This is a genomic window from Citrobacter sp. C348 (assembly GCF_047467975.1).
GTDB classification, from domain to species: domain Bacteria; phylum Pseudomonadota; class Gammaproteobacteria; order Enterobacterales; family Enterobacteriaceae; genus Citrobacter; species Citrobacter gillenii.
Map to the genome: position 1 here is coordinate 226,732 of NZ_JASJUJ010000001.1, position 21,046 is coordinate 247,777.

The following is a 21,046-nucleotide window of genomic DNA, read 5'->3' on the forward strand; positions in this document are numbered from 1 at the left end:
CATATCTAAATTGACATCTACTTTATACGTAATCGTCCAGTAGTCAAAAAAGACATAAACTGGAAGTTCGCATAGAAGGTTAAAGGTGTAACTATAACTTTTGCTACTATAGGCAACATTCCAAATTGCAGAGCTATGAAATCAATGAGTAGTGATGCACAAACTATAGCAATTACTTGGTAAACCGTATAATTAAAAAGCTTCCATAAAACATAGTGACCATTATATTGAAAAATCTTCCTGACTGATGCAAAAAAAACAAATAATACAGCGATAGTAGCACCAACAATATTAGCCAACCAAATAGGAAACTCTAATGAGTTTAATAAAGCAAAGATAGAAAAATCAATTAACCATCCGAGACCTGAGACAATGGCGAATCTAACAATCATTATCCACACCTTTATATTTCCTCACCTTATATTCTATCAATATGAGCATAGGCAACATGAAACCTATAAGTTGTAATTCGTAGAGATAGAGGAAGACCGATGCAGGAGCAAAGAAAAAGAAAACCGTGGCTCTAATGAGAGCGGCACAAGCAATAACTGCAGAAAACGGCGCTCGTTTAAAAAACACTATAGCCATTAAGCATATTAGTATTTGCAAAAAATTACTTGAAATGTAATCAGACCATTTCATTAAGCTTTTCATTACATCAACAGATAAATGAGGATGTGGGCCAAACCCCATAAGCTCAACTGTTTGTTTCCACGGGTTAGTGGTAGTTAATAGATGGTCAGATAATCCAGGAAGAATATTAAACTGTGGTGAGGCTATAGGAGGCAAAGGAAAAACATCTTTGCCCAGTATAGCTGTAAAAGCTGAAAGCCGGAGGTGTAGAAAAAGTACAGGCTCCTTTATAGCACTTATAAAATACAATTCCGTAAGCTTTTTAGACACTTCAGATGTTGGTAGAGGCCTTTCTGAGGCGGTCTGATGCCAATATACTACATTATAAGGAGACCAGTTTTTTAAAGCATACTCGACATCCATAATTTTATTTAGCGACGCATAAATATCTTTATACAACTGAGGATCCAACGTATCTTTACCATAGACCAACATACCCGTAAGAGGATTCATAACAGCAGTTGAGGCATAAAGACGCTTCTCTTCCTCTGCGCGATGACGATCCGGGTACACCAATGGTTCTACGGCCTTATTTATAGCCCCCCAACTCAATGCTATAAGTAGTAAAACCGAGAACAATTTTACACTCGGTTTAAACGTTAGCAGGCTAAGACCGATGGCGATACAAATTAATGAAGGAACGTTATCAATACGTAATAATGCTAATGCAATGCCAAGAACAAAAAGTGCGATTGTGAAAAACAGTTTGGTATTTAAATTAAATTTTCGCCAATAAATTGCCAGGCAAAAACTGCTTAGCATGAATAGAGCAAGAGTCAAACCATTTAAAGCATCACGTAGATGAGTAAGCATCCCCAACATAATTACTGTCAATGGTATATAAACAATAGCCCAGACGACACCCCACCACGCCAACTTACCCTGGAAATAACGGAGAAATAAAGAGCAGGAACCAAGTAAAACAACAGATGTAGCCAGAAAGGACCATACTGTTATGACTTGTGGCAGATTTGACAATAAAAATCCACCTACGATGAGGGGATAGCCAATTCCGTACCAAAGAGTAATTTGACCTCCTTGCGCCTGAATATAAGGAGAAAAACCATCCCACCCCAAAACAGCTGGCCATCCGATCACCATAGCTATGAGCAACCACCCAAGGATGCCAAAGCCCACTATCAAAACCTTTTTAGTTTGGGCATCTTTCGCTGAATTAATCAGGCTACGAATTATTGCAAATAAAAAATAAATTAAAAGTACGAAACTGATACAAACGAGTACAAATGCCACTTTCATAGCGGTAAAGCTACCAAAGTCAGGGTAGTTGAAAGAGGCTAATTTTACACCTCCACCTTTTTCATTTACACTCAAAGCCTTATACATGCCAGGTTTAAGAGCACTGATACGGATCAGGGTTGAGAATTCTGTGTTATTTTTATCAGTTATCAAAACTGAATTAACCCATTGGGAGAACCGTTCCCATGCGGCGGCATAGATTACTGCGCGCGAACGAGTAACCGTAAGCACATCCTTATTTTTTGAAATATAAACAAAATACTTATCTGTATTTTTATTTCGCTCAACATTTTCTAATTGGTATTTTATATGCCCATCTGTTAACCATATATTAGGGTTGTCACCGAAAATTTGATATACACATCCTTTACTTTCTTTAGAAAAATCACAGAGTTCCTCTGTTTTAATAGCTTCACCGTCAATCAGTACACGAGAGAATGAACCATCACTCACTTCCAGATGCCACTCAGATGAACTTGAGTTAGGGTAATTTTCGGTATGAACAGAGCCAGTTTTCACTGGGAATGTTAAGGAGTTAGTAAAACCATAACCAGCATCAAATGACATTGTCTCCGGTGAGCCATTCCCAGAAAGGACTACTAATTCTAAGTCACCTGTATAAGAGATATCCTTGACGTACCACAGAGAGGCGCCAGTTACTACCAAACACAGGGCCAACAATTTCGCAATTTCAGTCTGTTGCCCACCGCTTGGCGTTGTAATAGCAAAAAAAAGTAGGCTAAGTGATATAAATATTGAAAGCCTCTGCAGCCAACTCGCCCAAGAAACAGCACCATTAGGAAGTGGGATGTCAATTGCATGCGCGTTGGAAGAATACAGATCAATTACTCGCTCATCATTACCCATTTTTAGTTTAGCAATACCAGAGTATGAATGACTAGTTAAACTGAGATGTGAATCATTGCTCCATTGGCCGGAAAATGTGATTGTATTCGGCTGATTCTGATAAGAAACATATACTCCGGGTCTTTTTTCCCAACCAGGATATGAAACAGAAATATGTGATTTAGGATTTGTAACGAATTGAACAAAAACCTCAGAAGATATCGACTCAGGATTTTTCTGCCCCGTAGCAGTAATACTTACAACGGGAAAATCATTCTGAACTAATGGAACTGATAAAGTGAAAAAGAGAGCAGCCACTAGTGGCGCGATTCCCCATATAGATATTGATTTTTTGTCTCTTGCAATAAAAAATAAAGAAACAGCACCACCAACAGACAATATCAGAGAGGCAATTACATTACCCAAAGACAACGAATTATATAGTGGGGCAAGAAACATCAATGTCAACGCAAGGAAAAAACATGCGGGGAATAAGTTTTTAGCATTTCGCATTTGCAAGAAATTCACTAAGTTAGTTAAACCTGAGGTTTTTTAGCAGACATGAAAGATTGGACTTCTGCTGGTGTTCCAAGCGGAGAAACGGCATCAAATGGTACCTCATGAATATAAACATCAAGCCCTTTTTTAATCATCTCACGGTACATTGGTGCAATATATCTCTCACCTTTTTCCATGTTTGAAGAATCTTTATAGTATTCAGAATAAGTATCACGATAAAGATTAAAGGAAGAGAACCAATAGAGACCAATAGTCGCATGTTCAGAAATGCGAACTTTCTCCCGTAAATCAATAACACGATTATTAGCATCTACTTGCGCAAAACTCCATCCCTCACCTTTCCCGGGAAAACAAGGAATCCAGCCGTCACCCTGTACAGCACTTACAGGTAGTGAGTCAGGGTGAACAAAGGTATCTATATTGTATACAATAAAAGGAAGTTCTGATTCAGTAATCAAATCACCACCAAGCAATGCTGAAGTGGCTTGCCCATCAGTAAGTACATCAATTTCAAGTATTTGGCATGATTTAATATTAGCTATACGGGATTGCTCCTCAATAAAGCACTTAGCGTTATCTTCTTTTCTAACAACAAAAATAAAATTGGCACCTGCATCAATAAATGTTTTCAAACTGGACATTGACCAATAAAATAACGTATGTCCATGAACAACTATCTCATACTTAGGGCATGTATATCCAGCATCCCTAAAACGCTTACCTAACCCAGCCATTGTAATTACAATATTCATATTATTGGCCTCCTGGCTCATCACCAATTAATGCCAGAATTTCTTCATAGGATAACTTTAAAAATTCATCAGGGCGTATGCTTTTGTCATCTACATAGAAGCCGCCACGACCGGGCCAGGGTTTTCCCAGGTGCATTTCATCATATGGAATATTATGGCGTTCTAGCCATTCCATAAGTTGCTTACCCGTAACTGCTGCAATACGTCCAATATTCCCCTGGAATGTATTCATGTTTCTTGCAGAATATAATATGATATAAAAACCTTTTGTTTTGTACTCACGAAGTAAACTAATCATATCCTCAAATGGTTCAAGTTCTGAATAATCCTCATCAGGCTTACGAATTGGACATAATGTACCATCAACATCAAATACAATACTTTTCGTTTTATTAATCATTATAGTTCCTTAAAGCTGTTTTTCGATTTCATCTAGGATATTTTCGGCATTAATTAAAAATGCGATAACTTTTTTAGGTGAATCAATGTGCAGCGGCACCATACTTAGAAATAGTGAAGCTTCAAATAAACGAATGAATACAGGGTTATAACCTATTTCTCTTAATTTATCATGGAATATATTTTTCGCCCACAATGGACTACTATTATCAAGCGTAAGTCTTACACTGAGATCTTTTTCTAAATATAGCGAGCAGAGACCATAATTAATAAAATCATAATTCCCGCATACTGAGTGTGATAGTTTAGCAAGATCATAGTATGGGCTGACATAAAGTTCATCTTCAGTATTGGCCCCGCGAGGGTCAATGAATCGCATCAACCCTGTTGTTTTACTGTATAAGATGTTAGAAAAACACAAATCTCCATGTCCAATTCTTAAGACGTTAGAAGATTGCGCACGACCATATTTATCAAATAAAGAATAATAGCGCTGGAATAATAAATCAATGTCACCAAAGCGAGAATTGATATACGGCTCCAACGATGGATATTCAGGTAAAGACTTCAACTGTAAAAGACGTTCTTTTACCTTGTCGAAAAATGCGTCATTATGGATTTCTTGTGCTGTTACGCTATCTACCTTTTTCCCTGGTCGAAGTTTTATAAAGTGAAGTACTTTATCAATAAAACGTTCAAAATTGAGTTCATTCATCGACCCATGGATCCATTGAAGTGCCATATCAGGCACAAAAAGGCGTTCCATTTTATAGCTCGCTCCAGTTGATTCCAATCTGAAATCATAAGTCTGTATAAAGAACATCTTCAATTCTGGAGGTAACAGATCGTAATACTTACATTCCCGCTCAAGTTTTTTAGAATCAGTTGAAAACTTGATTAAAGTGAAATTATCAATGGGTTGAACGGAATTAAAAAAGCGGACATCGAAATTACTGGTAAGATAATCTGTGAATCGCAAGGGGTCACACATATCGATAAGTTCGACATCGCTTTTCAGTAATTTGAGATTATCGATAAAGTTAAATATAAAGTCTCTAGGTTTAGAGTTATATTCGATAGCATTTAAAAGTTCTCGTGCTGTTTGCCCAACAACCGCACTAAGATAAATATCTTTAACGCTGGTTAAAGATTCATTTCCGACTATAGCAACGGAAGACCTTGTATAACTTATTTTTTTTAGAAAAAGTGAAGCATCTGTCTCATCACATCCAAATGCGACATAAGATGGCATATACATAACAACTAATTTTTGTGTATTCAAATAACCGAGTTGCCTTATTTTCTCGACATCGCTTTGAACATCACCTGATATCTCCACAAACTTAATATTAGCTTCCGCGCAAATATCACTAACCCATGTATCCAGTGAGCGTTTGCGATAATAAATATCAGAAAATTTGCTGACACCTAAAAGATTTGATATATCCTGGGGAACAGGTATCGAGTTATCATATACCATTACAACTGACATTATTTATTCCTTTTATTTTTATAATACATCTGCATGTAGAAAAATATTGAGACGAAACCAAAAATAATTAATAGAGTATTTTTCACTGCATCAATAGTTATTAGCTGCACTATCGATTTAGGTGAGTCCGTGAGAACAAACGAAAATTGCGCTAACAGATCCTTAACAATTGGTATAATTTGTGTGTGATCTAAGAAAAGCATTAATGATACTAATTCAAAAATCCAGATAAAAATTGTTAATATCGATAGAGTCAAAATTCTTTCTGAAACAATTGGCCTTACTTTTTCTAAAATACTTGAGATAATATCAAGTAAATGAAGTATTTTGATAGCCTTACGACCACTGTAAGATCTTATGACATGTAGATTTAACGCACTTAACTGCTCCGGGAGAATAAAGAACATAACAATGCTAAAAAAGACAAACGCAAGCATTATCCACAATAGTCCCCACATACCTTCTAAAACTTGTGCACCGCCAGAAATAAAAATTAATAGAGCTAAAATACTCAAAGCAATTACATCAAATATTCTCTCAATCCATACAATTAAAATACCTTTGCAGTAATTTTTTTTCCATCGAGATACTTCATTTATTCTTACTAACTCACCTAGTTTGAATGGTATTACAGCAGAACATGCTGCTGTATAGAAATGCAAAGAAAGCAATTTCCGTATTTTTTGCGCCTTTAATAATACACCTAAGCGTATTGCGCGGAGACAATGGGCGATGATATATGCAATAGTGGGTATAATTAGAGTTATCGCGAAACTGCTGAAGTCATATTTCGTTAAAGAACTAATTGAAAAATATACAAATGCGAGACTGCCAACTATTGTGGGGCATAGCTTTAATAGTACTCTTCGAGAGAAAGTCATTTTAAAAATCCCTGCGGTGATGCTGTTCCATAATTGTAAAATTATAACTATTAAATTCGCGCCCTGAATAATTATTAGTCAGGAATTTATTACGCATAAATATATATCGGAGTAATATTTTTAATACTTCATGAGACTGTTTAAATAATTTGACATTAGATATCTGATCATCTTCACGCCAAGTAATTGGAAAGAATTCCAAATCCCATTTCCAATTAACTGTTGCTAAAATCATAAAGTAATTGAATGTCAAATTATTAGCAAAACCTTGATAATTTACTGAGGTTAAAGCTTTAACGCTGTACATGTTTAAACCGGAACCCAGGTCAAGGAGCTTCTTCCCACATGCCATTGAAAATAAAATATTAAAAATGTGATTACCAAAAGTCCGAAACAAAGAATAACCTTCTAATTTTGATTTCGGCATAAATCTTGCCCCAAGAAGGCAATCTTTGTCTCTGTGTTTACCTTCGATAATTAGTGGTAGAAGATCAGAAAGCGTTCCCTGATCATCACCATGCAAGACAATGATGTAATCAAACTTATTATCTAGAGCATATTGAAATGCTACTTTGTGAGAACCACCCAATCCATAATTATCATTGTTACGTACAATTGTCACTGGAGTTTCGATTTTTTGCGCTGCTTCAGATGCCGCAAGTAAAGTATTATCCGTACTTTGGTTATCAACAACAATAACTTCATTTATTATATTATTTGTATTTAGACACTGATTAAGCACGCGAGGGATTTGTTTTTCACAATTATAAGCAGGAATAAACAAAAGAATTTTGTCTTGCATTGATTTGCCCTAATAATATCAGAATTTATAATTATCAATAGTAAACAAACTATTACCAAAAGCCCATAAGATGATCGTGTTATTTATAATTCAAGTTTTAGCTGAAGACATCAAAGATAACATTGCATGTAGGTGTTAAATAAATAAAATTGGTTTAGCCAAACGAAATTTAAATAACACAGCAATGATATCTATATATCAAGACTGTTATAAATGCTTACTTCAAAAAGACAGCAAGCATTTAATTTAATACACATTTTTACTTGTTAAAAAAGTGATTAATTAATCCACTCAGTATGATATATACCATCTTTGTCTATACGTTTATAAGTATGCGCACCAAAATAATCACGTTGAGCCTGAATCAAATTAGCAGGGAGAACTTCTGCTCTATAACTATCGTAATACGCAATTGCAGCTGAGAATGTTGGTGCAGGTATACCATTTTGTACCGCATAGGCTACCACATCACGCAGAGCTTGCTGGTATTCATCAGCAATATTCTTAAAGTAAGGATCCAGAAGCAGGTTCGCGATTTTATCATTGTTAGCATAAGCGTCAGTGATTTTTTGCAGGAACTGTGCACGAATGATACAGCCAGCACGGAAAATCTTCGCGATCTCACCGTATTGCAGATCCCACTTATATTCATCAGAAGCAGCGCGCAATTGTGAAAATCCTTGTGCATAAGACACAATTTTCCCCAGATATAATGCACGACGTACTTTCTCAATAAATTCTACTTTGTCACCTGCAAGCTGAGCTTTAGGTCCAGTCAAGACCTTAGAAGCTGCTACGCGCTGGTCTTTCAGGGAGGAGATGTAGCGAGCAAATACGGACTCGGTGATCAGAGATAGCGGTTCACCCAAGTCCAGAGAGCTCTGACTGGTCCATTTACCGGTGCCTTTGTTAGCAGCTTCATCTAGGATCACATCGACCAGGTATTTACCCTCTTCATCTTTTTTGATGAAAATGTCCTTAGTGATGTCGATCAGGTAACTGCTCAGCTCACCTTCATTCCACTCGGTAAAAGTATCTGCCAGCTCCTCGTTAGACAGGTTCAGACCACCTTTTAGCAAAGAATAGGCTTCAGCAATCAGCTGCATATCGCCGTACTCAATACCGTTGTGGACCATTTTCACGTAATGACCAGCACCATCAGCGCCGATATAGGTCACGCACGGTTCGCCGTCTTCAGCAATGGCAGCGATTTTGGTCAATATTGGCGCAACTAACTCGTACGCTTCTTTCTGACCGCCAGGCATAATAGACGGGCCTTTCAACGCTCCCTCTTCACCACCGGATACTCCGGTGCCGATAAAATTGAAACCTTCGGCAGACAGTTCCCGGTTACGGCGAATAGTATCCTGGAAGAAAGTATTGCCGCCATCAATGATGATGTCACCTTTTTCCAGATACGGCTTCAGGGAATCGATAGCAGCATCTGTACCCGCGCCCGCCTTCACCATTAACAGGATACGACGAGGAGTTTCAAGTGATTCAACAAACTCTTTAACCGTGTAATAAGGAACCAATTTCTTACTCGGATTCTCAGCGATCACTTCTTCGGTCTTTTCACGAGAGCGGTTGAATACGGAAACGGTGTAACCACGGCTTTCAATGTTGAGCGCCAGGTTGCGCCCCATTACTGCCATACCGACGACGCCGATCTGTTGCTTAGACATTATATACTCCTGTCAGGTGTTTATTGTGTATAGGTGTAATACACTTTTACTGGTGGCAACACAATACTTCACTTTAAGTTTACTACGTTACCAACTCTGATATTAAGATTCGTGTTAAAACTGGCGGTTTAGAGTACTGAATCAAAAAAAGATTTAAAATTTTGAGACTTAATACTCCAATCCCATTTTTTAATAGTCTCAAGATTTTCATTTGACAAGTTACTGACCAATGATTCTCTTTCGAAATAGAATTTTCTTAATTTTTCTTTTAATGATTTCTGTGAACGCTCAGCGAGTAGCCATTCCTTTTGAAGGGGGCCAAAAGCATCACTAACGACACCAACATCTGTTGATATTACAGGTACCCCGCAAGCCATTGACTCCAATACAGGGTTAGGTGTCCCTTCAATTTTTGAAGGACATACATAAAGATCAATTTTTGCATAATAATTGACCATTTCAGTATGAGGAATAAAACCATTCTGCCGATCGGCTAGTTCTAGTCTGATATTTAACCCTTCCATTTGGAGTTCCTCAACCGCTGGTTTTAATATTGAATGAAAACCTTTAAAGTCCTCAATATCACCGGCCCATTTTGAATTACCAGCCCAACCTACAACGAGTTCACGATCTTGTATATTGTTGAAACGAGTTAAATTAACTGGCTTAAATAGAGTAAGATCCACTCCATCTTCTGTAATTATTTTAGGGCTAGGGTAACAAGTTATATCATTATATAACTGAAAGAGTTTAGATGAGCAAACGCTATAATCAGCTATTTTTTCATTATAGAATGATTGCCGTTCCAGAATTTCATCAGGTGATAAAAAAAGATGATCATAGATAGTTGTTGTAAATTTCCGCCCTTTAACAAAACGCTCATTAAATTCTATATCACTAATACCTATCTCTTTGTTGTAAAGTGTATAATAAGGATTATTCTGCGCTCTAATAAATTCACGCCAGAAAAAATGAACCAGATCAAAACCCTCTGTCATCATTAAAATGTGATGCAAATTTGGAATTAATTGAGTAGGTATGATCATAAAGTCATAATAACTACTCAAATTTTTCTTTAGTTGATTTGCTATATTCGCAAAAGCCCAGTTTTCAGCATCAATGATCAGTGCAATTTTAGGCTTCTTGATCGGAACATGAGATTCTTCAATCGTCGCATTTGATTTTGATAACTCTTCGAGACTTTTACCACAAATCGAACTAACTATATTGTCATTAAGCAACACGTTATGTTTATTTTGAAAAGAGTTTAGAGAATGCGTTAACAATTTAGTGTCAAAGGTCTTCACTATTTTTTTATAGTCATGTTGTGCTATCTTATGCTTTTCAATTATACTATTTTGACTATTACCAATGAACAACCCACTATTGCGTAACCTAATTGAGAAATCAATTAGTTCAATACCAAAGCTTAGGTCTTCATCAAAATAACCAACATTTGAAATAACAATATGGTTAATTAAATGAGCTTTGTTTTCTAGGAATCCAGAAAAATAATAAGGTTGTTGCTCAATCGAACTTTCAAAGACAATTTCCGTAATTTTTTTATCAATCCTAATCTGATAATCACTATATTCTAGTGTCAAACCACTATTCATTGATATTCGATTTGACTCTTTACTAATCAAAATAGGAAAATTGTAACAAATACAAGGTTGATGTTTTATATCATCATTCACTAATACTAATTCATTCTTGGAGAATAAGTAATTTAAAGCGATAAATAACACCCATTGAGTATTTATCTCTTCTAGTAACGTATTCTTGATTTTTGAATCAGTAGTAGAGTCTTCAAAATAAAAAATATGGATATTGTTTTCGTGACCAAATGAATGTGCAACCAGGTTCTCATGGGTATCATTTTTATTATATTTTACTGCTAAATACACTTTCCCTAGAAAACTTTCGCTACAATATCCATGCTGCTTGATTTCTTCCACAGCATTCTTAGCATTTTCTTCAGTTATAATTATAATAGATAAATTTTTAAAGTTCTTCCCTAATGTTTTTTCTTCTTGAGTTAAAATACCAATATCGTCTTCATAAAGAAATGTAGGTTTAATTGAGGGAGCATGATTTCTTGTCATTATCACTCATCCGTGAAATTTACGATAAATTTTAAGAGCTAACTTTTTAGCAAATGCTGGAACATGTTTTGACATTCTTAGATAACGATAATAACCAACTTTCATCACATCGATATTATAATTTAATTCAATTATCTTCTTACTTAAGTCTATAGCTTTTTCTTCTGCTTGTTGTGTGTTTTCATGAATTTGTTGCTGTAATATATCTTTTTGCCGATCCAGTTTTGAAACACTTTCTTTTAAAATCTTATTCTCAGAATCAGCTGCCATTAATAAAAGTGTTTTTCTTCTGAATTCGACTTCCAATTCTTGTACCCTATTTCTTAGAGCATCATTATAGTCTCTAAGCTGAGATATAATGTCATATTCAATAGCCTCAAATATCTTATTATAGGCATCCATTCCGAACGGAAATATTCCAGATGAGAATGAAATATTGGAAGCATTCCATATACCGCAGTAGAAACTACAGTTTGATGTATTTAGTGCTTCGGTTCTATCATTCTCAATTATCAAGCCACCTTCAGAACGATATTGTCTCATCCATGATTTCCCAAGCGACTGGTACTCATTACTATCTAATGGAGCTGTTCCAAACCCCCATACAGTACTCCCAAGCCCCCAAGAAACATCATTACCTAATACTGATTGCGTTAAATTTGAAAAATCTTCAAACGTGTATTTACGAATGTGAAAAGGATTAGACTCATTTTCAGTAGGAAAATACCAATAATCATTAGGACATGTAATGTAAAAAATAGCATCTTCTTTAGCTACTTTTTTCATGGTTTTCAATAAAGCTTCAGGGTCTTGAACATGCTCAATTGTTTCAATTGAAACAACAACATCAAATACATTTTCACCAAGCAACTGTGCTACCGTTTGCGCATCACCCGCTATATATTCGACACCAGTTGAGGAAAATAAATGCTTTGCTTTTTCAATAGTCTCGACGGAAATATCCACGCCAACAACTTTTTTAGCACCATATTGCGTGAGAAGCGCGGAACCGTATCCTTCACCACATGCAAGATCCAACACAGTTTTATCTTTAATATGGTTAAGTATATTTGCATATCTGGCAAGGTGAATCGCAGCCTCTTCTAATGGGTGGGCAGGCTTCATATCGAGATCTAATCGTTCCATAAAATATCCTGTCTAGTATGCTGTAGGCATGTTGTTTCATGTATTTAGAATTTTTGTGATAGTGCTAATGGGGATATCCAAAATAGATAATAGATTTATATTGACAATTGTTGAGTCAAAATTCATTTTTGCAATATTATAACTTGCTTCACCCATTTTTTTAATTTCATCAGGTTTATTTAAAAAATAAATCATTTTATCAGCAAGTTCTTCTGCAGATTTAGGCTTAATCAAAAATCCATTAACACCATCAACTACTGTATCTCGGCAACCAGGCACATCACTGGTTATAACTGCGCGGCCCATGGCCATAGCCTCCTGTGTACTCCTCGGAAACCCTTCACGCCAGGAAGGCAATACAAATACACTTGCTTTCGCAAGCCACTCCTGCACGTTATCAACATGGCCCGGTAACTCAATAATATTATTACATTTCAAATCATTAAGTCGCTCTATAGTTAAGCTCCCCGGGTTATGTAGATCCAGATGACCCAGCATGCAAAAATGAGTTTCAGGAAATTTCTTTTTGACTACTTTTGCAGCCTCAATAAATTCATAAACTCCCTTTTCTTGCAAAAATCTGGCGACAAAAATGAAAGAGACAGGATCAACAGGAGGTGGACTGTAGGGGTAATCAGACATATTTAATCCAATCCCACCTAATATATGAACTTTTTTTACTTGAATTTTTTCATTAACTAAAAGGTCTCGCTTATCATCTGCATTAAGCAAGATAAGACTTTCAATATGTCTGAAACTTATTTTGTAGAGCGATACTAATATTTTCTTTAGCAATTTTGTCCGTAATGAAACCTGCCCTCCCGAATTGGTAAAGAAAAAACCAAGACCTTCAAGCATCGCATAACGCTTTTGTATTCTTGCGAATTTTGCTGCTAAAGTACCAAAAATAGCTGGCTTTGAAAAATATGAAAATGCCAGGTCCAACTTAAGTGATTTTAGAATCTTATATAATTTATAGGTATTAATAATATCAGAAAATGGGTTTAGCCCTGTTCGACTGAAACAGTAATGTACTGGTATAGCGCCAAATGATTTAACTTTTTCTTTTGTTACATCATCATAGTCAATTGCAAATGCATACACAACATGGCCATTTTTATGTAATAAATTAATCAGCTCTTTTCTGAATTGGATTAGACTTTCTGCTGTAGTACCGATTAATGCTATTTTCATAGGTGAGTTCTAAATTCTGTTTTTCTGTATATGCTGGTAGATATTTTCCCATTGAGATACGATTTTTTTAGCAGAAAATTTCTCAATGATTCTTTCCCGAGCACGATAGCCACTTCCTCTACGCTGTTCAACATCTAGTGATTCAATTTGTTGCATCGCAGCGGTTAAGTGATGTACATCATTAACCGAAATTGTTATGCCAAAATCCAGCCCATTTCCAATAATTTCAGCTGGTCCACCACAGTCTGTTGCGACCACTGGCAATCCACATGCCATAGCTTCGGCGACGACGAGTGCAAATCCTTCATAGTCAGAGGCAAGCACAAAAGCATCAGAATCATGGTAATAATCAACAACATTATCCTTTTTTCCCAAGAGAGTTACTCGCTCGCTTAGAGAATTTTGATCGATAAATTTTTGTAATGAGAACCGTTCCTCACCCTCTCCAACTATGATGAGTTCACTATGTGGCAACTGCATCATCGCTTGCAAAATCAACAGTTGATTTTTTACTTTTACAAGCCGCCCAACGGTTATCCAGCGAAATCGTTTCCTAGTCTGTCTATCGTTGATACAAAAATGATCAATATTGATACAATTATAAACAGTAAGTGTTTTCTCAGGTGGAAATACTTTGTCGTTAATAAATCGCTGCCGTGCAGCATCGCTTACAACTGTATTCAAGTCGCTTAATTTATTAGTCAAACGATAGAGCCAGTCTCTGGCGCTGCCACCTTCGCGAACGCTGTGCGCAGTACAAATAATTGATGTCCTACCACCGAGGAATGCTCTTACAAGACGCACCAAAATGTTGGCATGAAACATATGCGAATGCACAATATCTGAAGAGTTTTGTCTGACCAATATAGCTAATTCGAACGCAGCCATTGGTAAAGCTAATTTGGATTTCATGTCCAATGAAACAACTGGTATGTTGTTCCTAATTAGCTTATCAATCAAATCGACTGGTGGTGTAAGTGAAATTAGCCGAACAGAATGCCCACATTTTTTAAGCTGGAGAAGCAATTCGACCACCTGCATCTCAGCGCCTCCGACATCCATGCCTGTAATGACATAATCAATCTTCACTCATACCACCTGTTTTTTAGACAACACTATCCATATATTTATTTAATACCTGTTCCGGTTCTCCGATCATCTTTGGTTTACCACCCTCTAACCACAGAACCTTATTACAAGTTTTCAGAATGACATTGTTGTCATGAGAAGAAAGTACAACAACCTTTGCCCTCTCCTGCAATTCCTCGAATCTTTTCTTTGCTTTATTTAAGAAAGAAGCATCGCCAGTGCCAATAATTTCGTCGAGCAAAAGTACATCTGGATCAACTGAAGTTGATACTGCAAATGCTAATCTCACGCGCATACCGGTAGAGTAGACACGAATGGGTAGATTCAGGTAATCCCCTAGTTCTGTGAAGCAAGCGATTTCTTCTATTTTGGATTCGATTTCTGCATTCGTCATACCTAGTAATAAACCGCGTAGTTTTATATTTTGGTATCCTGTGGAATCATCATCCATTCCGAGAGCGATGTCCAACAACGGAACTATCTTACCCTTTCTTTTAATAGTGCCAGAGGTCGGTTCATAGATACCAGCCAATAATTTAAGCAGCGTTGATTTTCCCGCGCCATTGTTTCCAATAAGTCCGAGTTTATCACCTTCTTTCAGACTAAACGTCAACCCGTCTAATGATTTAACTGTAACCGTGCTGCTTTCTTTTTTTGAAGAAATAACACCGCGGGTTAAGTTTGCCACCTGCGATTTAAACGATCTACTTTTAGCGTCGTAAATGGGAAATTCGACACCCACATCTTTTAAGTCAATCAAATGAGACATGATATTTTACACCCAATATGCAATGCGGTTTCTACATTTTGCAAATGTAATTAGTGAGATAACGGTACCTACGCATGCAAGGATAATGGAATTATAATAGCAGTATAACTCTGGCATTTTCCCTACTAAAGGCGAACGAATAATCTCGATAAACCAAGCAAATGGGTTTAACTTCAGCAGTAAGCTATATTTAGCCAGCATTGTTCCCGAAAATAATATCGGCGTTATGTAAAAGACAACCTGCATAAAGCTCATGACCATTTGCGGAAAATCTCTAAAACGCACAGAGACCACTGCAAATAAAGTTGCAATCCAGATCAGATTAACAACTACGATCATAAACCCAAGTATAAAAAGAGGAAAACTCTTCAACGAAAAAACATTGAATATAATCAACACACCAATCACTATTACTATATTATGGCAAAGCATCATAAAATTTCGCCATAACATTTGCATGATGTATATGAATTTTTTAGTTGGTAACTGACTTATAAAGGAACTTGACGATATGAAAGTTACACATCCTTCATTTATAACGCCACTAATAAAGTTCCAGAAAACCAAACCCACTGCTAGCATCGGGAGATATTCTTTAACTTCTAATTTAAATAGCTCTCCATAAATCACCCCTAAAGCAATAATAAGGACCGCCATACTTAATGTAATCCAAAACGGTCCAACAATGGATCTTTTATATCTCTGTCTTAATTCCAACCAACCTAGAGTAGTCCAAAGATGCCAGGATTTTATTGACGAATATATATCTGTTAATGATTCTTTCATTTCTTTAGCTCTTTATACATCTTCTCTTTAATTAGTTCTAACCGGGAATTGTATTCCAAAACAAATGCGTTAAGCAAAGCTTTTACTTCCGCGTAATTATCACGAACTAATTGTAACCGATTCCTGATTGCAGTTGGATTATCAACCTCTTTTTCAACCAAATACAATTCTAACTCAGGAAAACCTTTATATATGTTCCCGGCCGGCCCCACAACGCATGGCGTTCCGACACTTGCTGATTCCAACGCTATCATTGGTGAACATTCCGTATTCGTTACATAACACACAACATGTAAACGAGATAGCAGTTCGATAAACCGCTTATTATTTAAATTCTCTGATAATGCCGTAAGTTTGATGTTTGAAGTAACCCACTTCATATTATTTTCAAGATGCAAGTTGGTAACTAACTCACACCCTTTTAATGAACCAATCGCCAGTAATTGAGGAAATGGATTTTTATACCAACTGAACATTGCGGCGAACAAACCTACGCGGAAATTGGCCGAATCAGGTGCATCTAACTTTTTAGAAAATGAAGCGCCTGATACAACATAATTCGATACTGAAAATGCACGAATACCGTATGCATTGAGTATTTCATCTAGCTCAGGCTTAAACGAGATGACCCCATCAACAATTCGCTCTCGGTAAAGTTCATACCATCCATCAAACGTTGAATATTGCGAGGAGTCAACCCACTGAGCAGGTGAACCATGCCATGCAAAAAATATTTTTATTTTTGGATTTAATACCTTAATCTTTTTGGCAAGTTCCATTTGTAATTGTGTTCCACCGCTCATGATCACACTTTTTAGTGTTTTAGAAGCAGCAAGTTTTTCTGTCAACCTGTTTAGATAGACATGGTTAGAAACTTGTGGGAACTCATATGAATAGTATGGATATTGGATACTATCATCTTTAAAGAAACTAGCAGTTGATGTGGCAACACCTGACCAATATGCGGAGTAAAATGCTAATACTTTTTTATCCGCTATTGCATTACTATAGAACTCTTCCAACAAGTCATAATCAACTTGATTTGTAGTTGTTCCAGCAACCTTATAATATATTTTTCGTAACAGGCTGTATTGCTTCAACGTATTCATCAAATTAAAACGGAGAGCAAGCCTGCTTAAATTATAAATTGTTTTTGATATCAATCGTTCTTTAAACGGTGGAACTTTCTGCTCGCGAAGAAATATTTTTTTAAATTCATTTTGCGATTTTGAACACATGTCTTTGAAGAACAATGCCCATTTATCAGCTATAAGGCCATCATCTACAAATTGCTGGCGATATGTCAAATAATTCAATCTTTGTAATTCTTCAAGGCCACATTGATCGTCAAGTAGACTTCTCAATGAATCATAAAATGCCTCTGCATCCCGAGAGACAATATATTGTTGCTGCTTTTCAGGTAATACTTCATTAGCTATGCCGACATCTGTCGACACAACAGCACAACTGTTTGCCATTGCTTCAAGAAGCGGCAATGGCGTACCTTCACATTCAGAACTTATGAGCAGAATATCTGCATCAGACAGTGTTTTAAGAATTACCTCACGATCGGTCTTGCCCTTAGAACTATCAAACTCAATAAAATCAAACGTATAACCAGATTTCTTTAATTTATCCAGCGCCGGCAAAACTATTGTATTCAGGCCCTTGTAATCTTTATAACCGAGGTATTCACCCCATTTACTATTTCCAATCCATACGATTTTTTTTCTATCACTATTATCATAACTATTTCCCTCACTCATTGGAATTTCTGGATTATCATAGATAACACTATGAGGAGGTGGAAAATCAGACAATTCAGAATATAACTCTTTCAATTTTTCGGATGTGACGAAATACCCATCCACAAAATTCAAAAGAGGAATTCTTCTCTCATAGTTCGCAATATCATCATACGTGAAAAGATGATCCGGAATATGTGTTGTCACAATATTACTGATCAAAATTTCTTTATATTGGGGATTATGCTGAGTGAAGTTCATCACTTCCATTAGATAGTCACGCCAAAAGAAGTGTAAGATGCTTTTTTCTTTTACGTTTTTATCCAAGTATATAACTAAGTCTGCTACCGTTTTAAAGTCATCGGTGCAAATTATTTTTACATTAAAGTTACTTAGTTTTGTTGCTATATTTTGGGCTATTCTTCCAAATGCCCAATCTAACTTATCGACTATGAAAAATAAATTCATTGATACGCCATTATAATATTAAATAGATAAGTACTAGCTTCCATAGCCATTAGGGTTTTGCTTTTGCCAATTCCAGGTATGGGCCATCATATCTTCAATATTGAACCTGGCTTTCCAGCCCAAAATCCTTTCTGCTTTAGATACATCAGCCCAAGAAGATCCTATATCGCCCTCGCGTCTGGCGATAATTTGATAATTAACTTTCCGCTTACTTACCTTTTCAAAGGCATCAATTACTTGTAAAACCGAGACGCCATTTCCGGTACCAAGATTAAAGATGTCATATCCTTGTAATTTATCAATATGCCTTAAAGCACTAACATGGCCTGCGGCAAGGTCTACTACATGGATGAAGTCGCGTACTCCTGTTCCATCAATGGTTTCATAATCGCCACCATAAACGGACAGTTTTTCTAATTTTCCAATAGCAACCTGAGAAATATAAGGAATGAGATTATTTGGAATACCGTTCGGGTCCTCCCCAATAAGGCCACTAGGATGTGCGCCTGTAGGGTTAAAATAACGAAGTGCGATAATCTTTAATTTATCATCTGATTTCGCATAGTCTGATAAAACCTGCTCCAGCATGACTTTAGTAGTTCCATAGGGGCAGGAAGCATTTCCAATAGGATATTCCTCCAGGTTGGGAACCGGAGAATGGTTACCATAAACAGTTGCAGATGAACTAAAAATGAATTTATAAACGTTTGCTTGCTTCATAACTTCAAGCAGGGTGAGGGTTCCACTGACATTATTAATATAATATTCCAGTGGTTTTTTTACCGATTCACCCACAGATTTTAATCCTGCAAAATGAATCACTGCTTCAATATCGTAGTTTTGAAAAACTTCTTTAATTTTTTGTTTATCGTTAATATCAGCTTCAATGAATGGAATATTTTTAGAAACCAAAGACCCAACACGATGAAGTGACTCTTGGGATGAATTACTCAGGTTATCAAGCACAACCACATCATACCCGCCCTGAATTAACTGTAAAACGGTATGTGAACCAATATAACCAGCGCCACCTGTCACAAGTATAGTCATGTAGTCTCCGAAATTGTATTAATCTTTTATGCTAATTACGTGTTCAATTATTTGATCTTATATGTTTTGTAAATTAGCCTTTAATATAAAGTTATCTTATTTTAACAGCTAAATATTTATTCAGGCACGCTACCGCCCCTGGCTCAACAGCTACCAGTGTACTGTACACTCTAATTTTTGCGTGGCTTAGCCTACTAATTCTCGATTACATTTTGACACATTTGGCCCCAGAACATCCCGAATATTGTCGTATTAATCTCACTAAGAAACAAGGAGAAATCGATTTTTGCTACAAGAAAAGGTAGGACATTGATCTTTTTAATGCTTGATTTTTATCATAAAAAAGGCAGTGAAGACATGCTAGCCTACCGATAGCATCATGAGTCTTCCCCTGCCATTTAATATAAGGTATTACCAGTATAAATAATCTTTCGTCTTGATTATTCCCCGAGCAGCTTCTCAATGCCCTTGCGGAACTTCGGCCCTTCCTTCAGGTTGCGCAGTCCGTACTTCACAAATGCCTGCATGTAGCCCATTTTCTTACCACAATCGTAGCTATCGCCGGTCATCAGCATGGCATCAACAGACTGCTTTTTCGCCAGTTCAGCAATAGCATCCGTTAACTGAATACGCCCCCAGGCACCAGGTTCCGTTTTTTCCAGTTCAGCCCAGATATCAGCTGACAGCACATAGCGCCCTACTGCCATCAGATCGGAATCCAGCGTTTGCGGCTGGTCGGGTTTTTCAATGAATTCAACGATGCGGCTGACTTTACCTTCGTTATCTAACGCTTCTTTGGTTTGAATGACCGAGTACTCAGAAAGATCGCCATCCATACGCTTGGCCAGCACCTGGCTGCGCCCGGTTTCATTAAAACGTGCCACCATCGCGGCAAGGTTGTAACGCAGCGGATCGGCACTCGCCGTATCAAGCACGACATCAGGCAGCACCACCACAAATGGGTTGTCACCGACGATGGGGCGCGCGCAGAGGATAGAATGGCCCAGACCCAGCAATTGCGCCTGGCGCACGTTCATAATGGTCACGCCCGGCGGACAGATGGACTGTACTTCTGCCAACAGTTGACGCTTCACGCGCTGCTCAAGAAGTGATTCTAATTCATAAGAGGTGTCGAAGTGGTTCTCAACGGCATTCTTGGATGCGTGCGTCACCAGAACGATTTCTTTGATCCCAGCAGCCACAACCTCGTCGATAATGTACTGAATCATCGGCTTGTCGACGATCGGTAGCATCTCTTTAGGGATGGCCTTCGTGGCAGGCAACATATGCATCCCCAGACCCGCTACCGGAATAACTGCTTTCAAATTAACCATTAAGTCATTCACCTATTTTATAGTTGCTGAATTATAGCTTTTTAGCGTGTTTTAGCCAGTATGAATTACATCGTTCAGTTGGCGAGTATGTTAC

Annotated in this window: 17 protein-coding genes; all 17 read right to left on the minus strand. The window is 37.1% G+C overall.

Annotated elements, in window-relative coordinates:
• Window positions 1–17 precede the first annotated feature (17 nt).
• The 17 genes from QNN86_RS01190 to galF all read right to left on the minus strand — a co-directional run bounded on the left by QNN86_RS01190 (window position 18) and on the right by galF (window position 20,952).
• Window positions 18–392 (minus strand): GtrA family protein, encoded by a 375-nt coding sequence (locus tag QNN86_RS01190; protein WP_181617241.1) that lies wholly within the window; start codon window positions 390–392, stop codon window positions 18–20.
• Window positions 382–3,249 carry a hypothetical protein gene (locus QNN86_RS01195; RefSeq protein ID WP_279277967.1) on the minus strand — a complete coding sequence of 956 codons (2,868 nt, stop codon included), beginning with the start codon at window positions 3,247–3,249 and terminating at the stop codon, window positions 382–384. Before QNN86_RS01195 ends, QNN86_RS01190 begins: the two co-directional genes overlap by 11 nt.
• A 23-nt stretch (window positions 3,250–3,272) precedes the next feature.
• A complete protein-coding gene (locus QNN86_RS01200) occupies window positions 3,273–4,007 on the minus strand; it encodes a glycosyltransferase family 2 protein (RefSeq protein WP_181617243.1) in 735 nt (244 codons plus the stop codon).
• 1 nt (window position 4,008) lies between these two features.
• Entirely contained in the window at window positions 4,009–4,407 is a 399-nt protein-coding gene (locus QNN86_RS01205; protein WP_181617244.1) for a capsular biosynthesis protein, read from the minus strand.
• A gap of 9 nt (window positions 4,408–4,416) precedes the next feature.
• Window positions 4,417–5,898, minus strand: a complete 1,482-nt coding sequence (locus tag QNN86_RS01210; protein ID WP_414210523.1) for a hypothetical protein — start codon at window positions 5,896–5,898, stop codon at window positions 4,417–4,419.
• Window positions 5,898–6,779, minus strand: a complete 882-nt coding sequence (locus QNN86_RS01215) for a lysylphosphatidylglycerol synthase domain-containing protein (RefSeq protein ID WP_181617246.1) — start codon at window positions 6,777–6,779, stop codon at window positions 5,898–5,900. The genes QNN86_RS01210 and QNN86_RS01215 overlap by 1 nt, the downstream gene beginning before the upstream one ends.
• Window position 6,780: 1 nt before the next feature.
• Window positions 6,781–7,581, minus strand: a complete 801-nt coding sequence (locus QNN86_RS01220) for a glycosyltransferase family 2 protein (RefSeq protein WP_181617247.1) — start codon at window positions 7,579–7,581, stop codon at window positions 6,781–6,783.
• A 278-nt stretch (window positions 7,582–7,859) separates the two neighbouring features.
• On the minus strand, window positions 7,860–9,266 hold the full coding sequence (gndA, locus tag QNN86_RS01225; RefSeq protein ID WP_181617248.1) for an NADP-dependent phosphogluconate dehydrogenase: 1,407 nt from the start codon (window positions 9,264–9,266) through the stop codon (window positions 7,860–7,862).
• A 128-nt stretch (window positions 9,267–9,394) separates the two neighbouring features.
• Window positions 9,395–11,371: a glycosyltransferase gene (locus tag QNN86_RS01230; protein ID WP_181617249.1), complete on the minus strand. Its 1,977-nt coding sequence runs from the start codon at window positions 11,369–11,371 to the stop codon at window positions 9,395–9,397.
• A 6-nt stretch (window positions 11,372–11,377) separates the two neighbouring features.
• Window positions 11,378–12,517 (minus strand): class I SAM-dependent methyltransferase, encoded by a 1,140-nt coding sequence (locus QNN86_RS01235; protein ID WP_181617250.1) that lies wholly within the window; start codon window positions 12,515–12,517, stop codon window positions 11,378–11,380.
• A gap of 36 nt (window positions 12,518–12,553) precedes the next feature.
• Entirely contained in the window at window positions 12,554–13,711 is a 1,158-nt protein-coding gene (locus QNN86_RS01240) for a glycosyltransferase family 4 protein (RefSeq protein WP_181617251.1), read from the minus strand.
• A gap of 9 nt (window positions 13,712–13,720) precedes the next feature.
• Window positions 13,721–14,800: a glycosyltransferase gene (locus QNN86_RS01245; protein ID WP_249417828.1), complete on the minus strand. Its 1,080-nt coding sequence runs from the start codon at window positions 14,798–14,800 to the stop codon at window positions 13,721–13,723.
• 16 nt (window positions 14,801–14,816) lie between these two features.
• Window positions 14,817–15,569: an O89/O101/O162 family O-antigen export ABC transporter ATP-binding subunit gene (wzt, locus tag QNN86_RS01250; protein ID WP_181617252.1), complete on the minus strand. Its 753-nt coding sequence runs from the start codon at window positions 15,567–15,569 to the stop codon at window positions 14,817–14,819.
• A gap of 6 nt (window positions 15,570–15,575) precedes the next feature.
• Window positions 15,576–16,355 (minus strand): O89/O101/O162 family O-antigen export ABC transporter permease subunit, encoded by a 780-nt coding sequence (gene wzm / locus QNN86_RS01255; RefSeq protein ID WP_181617253.1) that lies wholly within the window; start codon window positions 16,353–16,355, stop codon window positions 15,576–15,578.
• Window positions 16,352–18,568, minus strand: coding sequence for a glycosyltransferase (locus QNN86_RS01260; protein WP_181617254.1), 2,217 nt, complete (start codon window positions 18,566–18,568; stop codon window positions 16,352–16,354). The genes wzm and QNN86_RS01260 overlap by 4 nt, the downstream gene beginning before the upstream one ends.
• 33 nt (window positions 18,569–18,601) lie before the next feature.
• A complete protein-coding gene (gene galE, locus QNN86_RS01265) occupies window positions 18,602–19,618 on the minus strand; it encodes a UDP-glucose 4-epimerase GalE (RefSeq protein ID WP_181617255.1) in 1,017 nt (338 codons plus the stop codon).
• 440 nt (window positions 19,619–20,058) lie between these two features.
• Window positions 20,059–20,952, minus strand: a complete 894-nt coding sequence (gene galF / locus QNN86_RS01270) for a GalU regulator GalF (RefSeq protein ID WP_181617256.1) — start codon at window positions 20,950–20,952, stop codon at window positions 20,059–20,061.
• Window positions 20,953–21,046 lie beyond the last annotated feature (94 nt).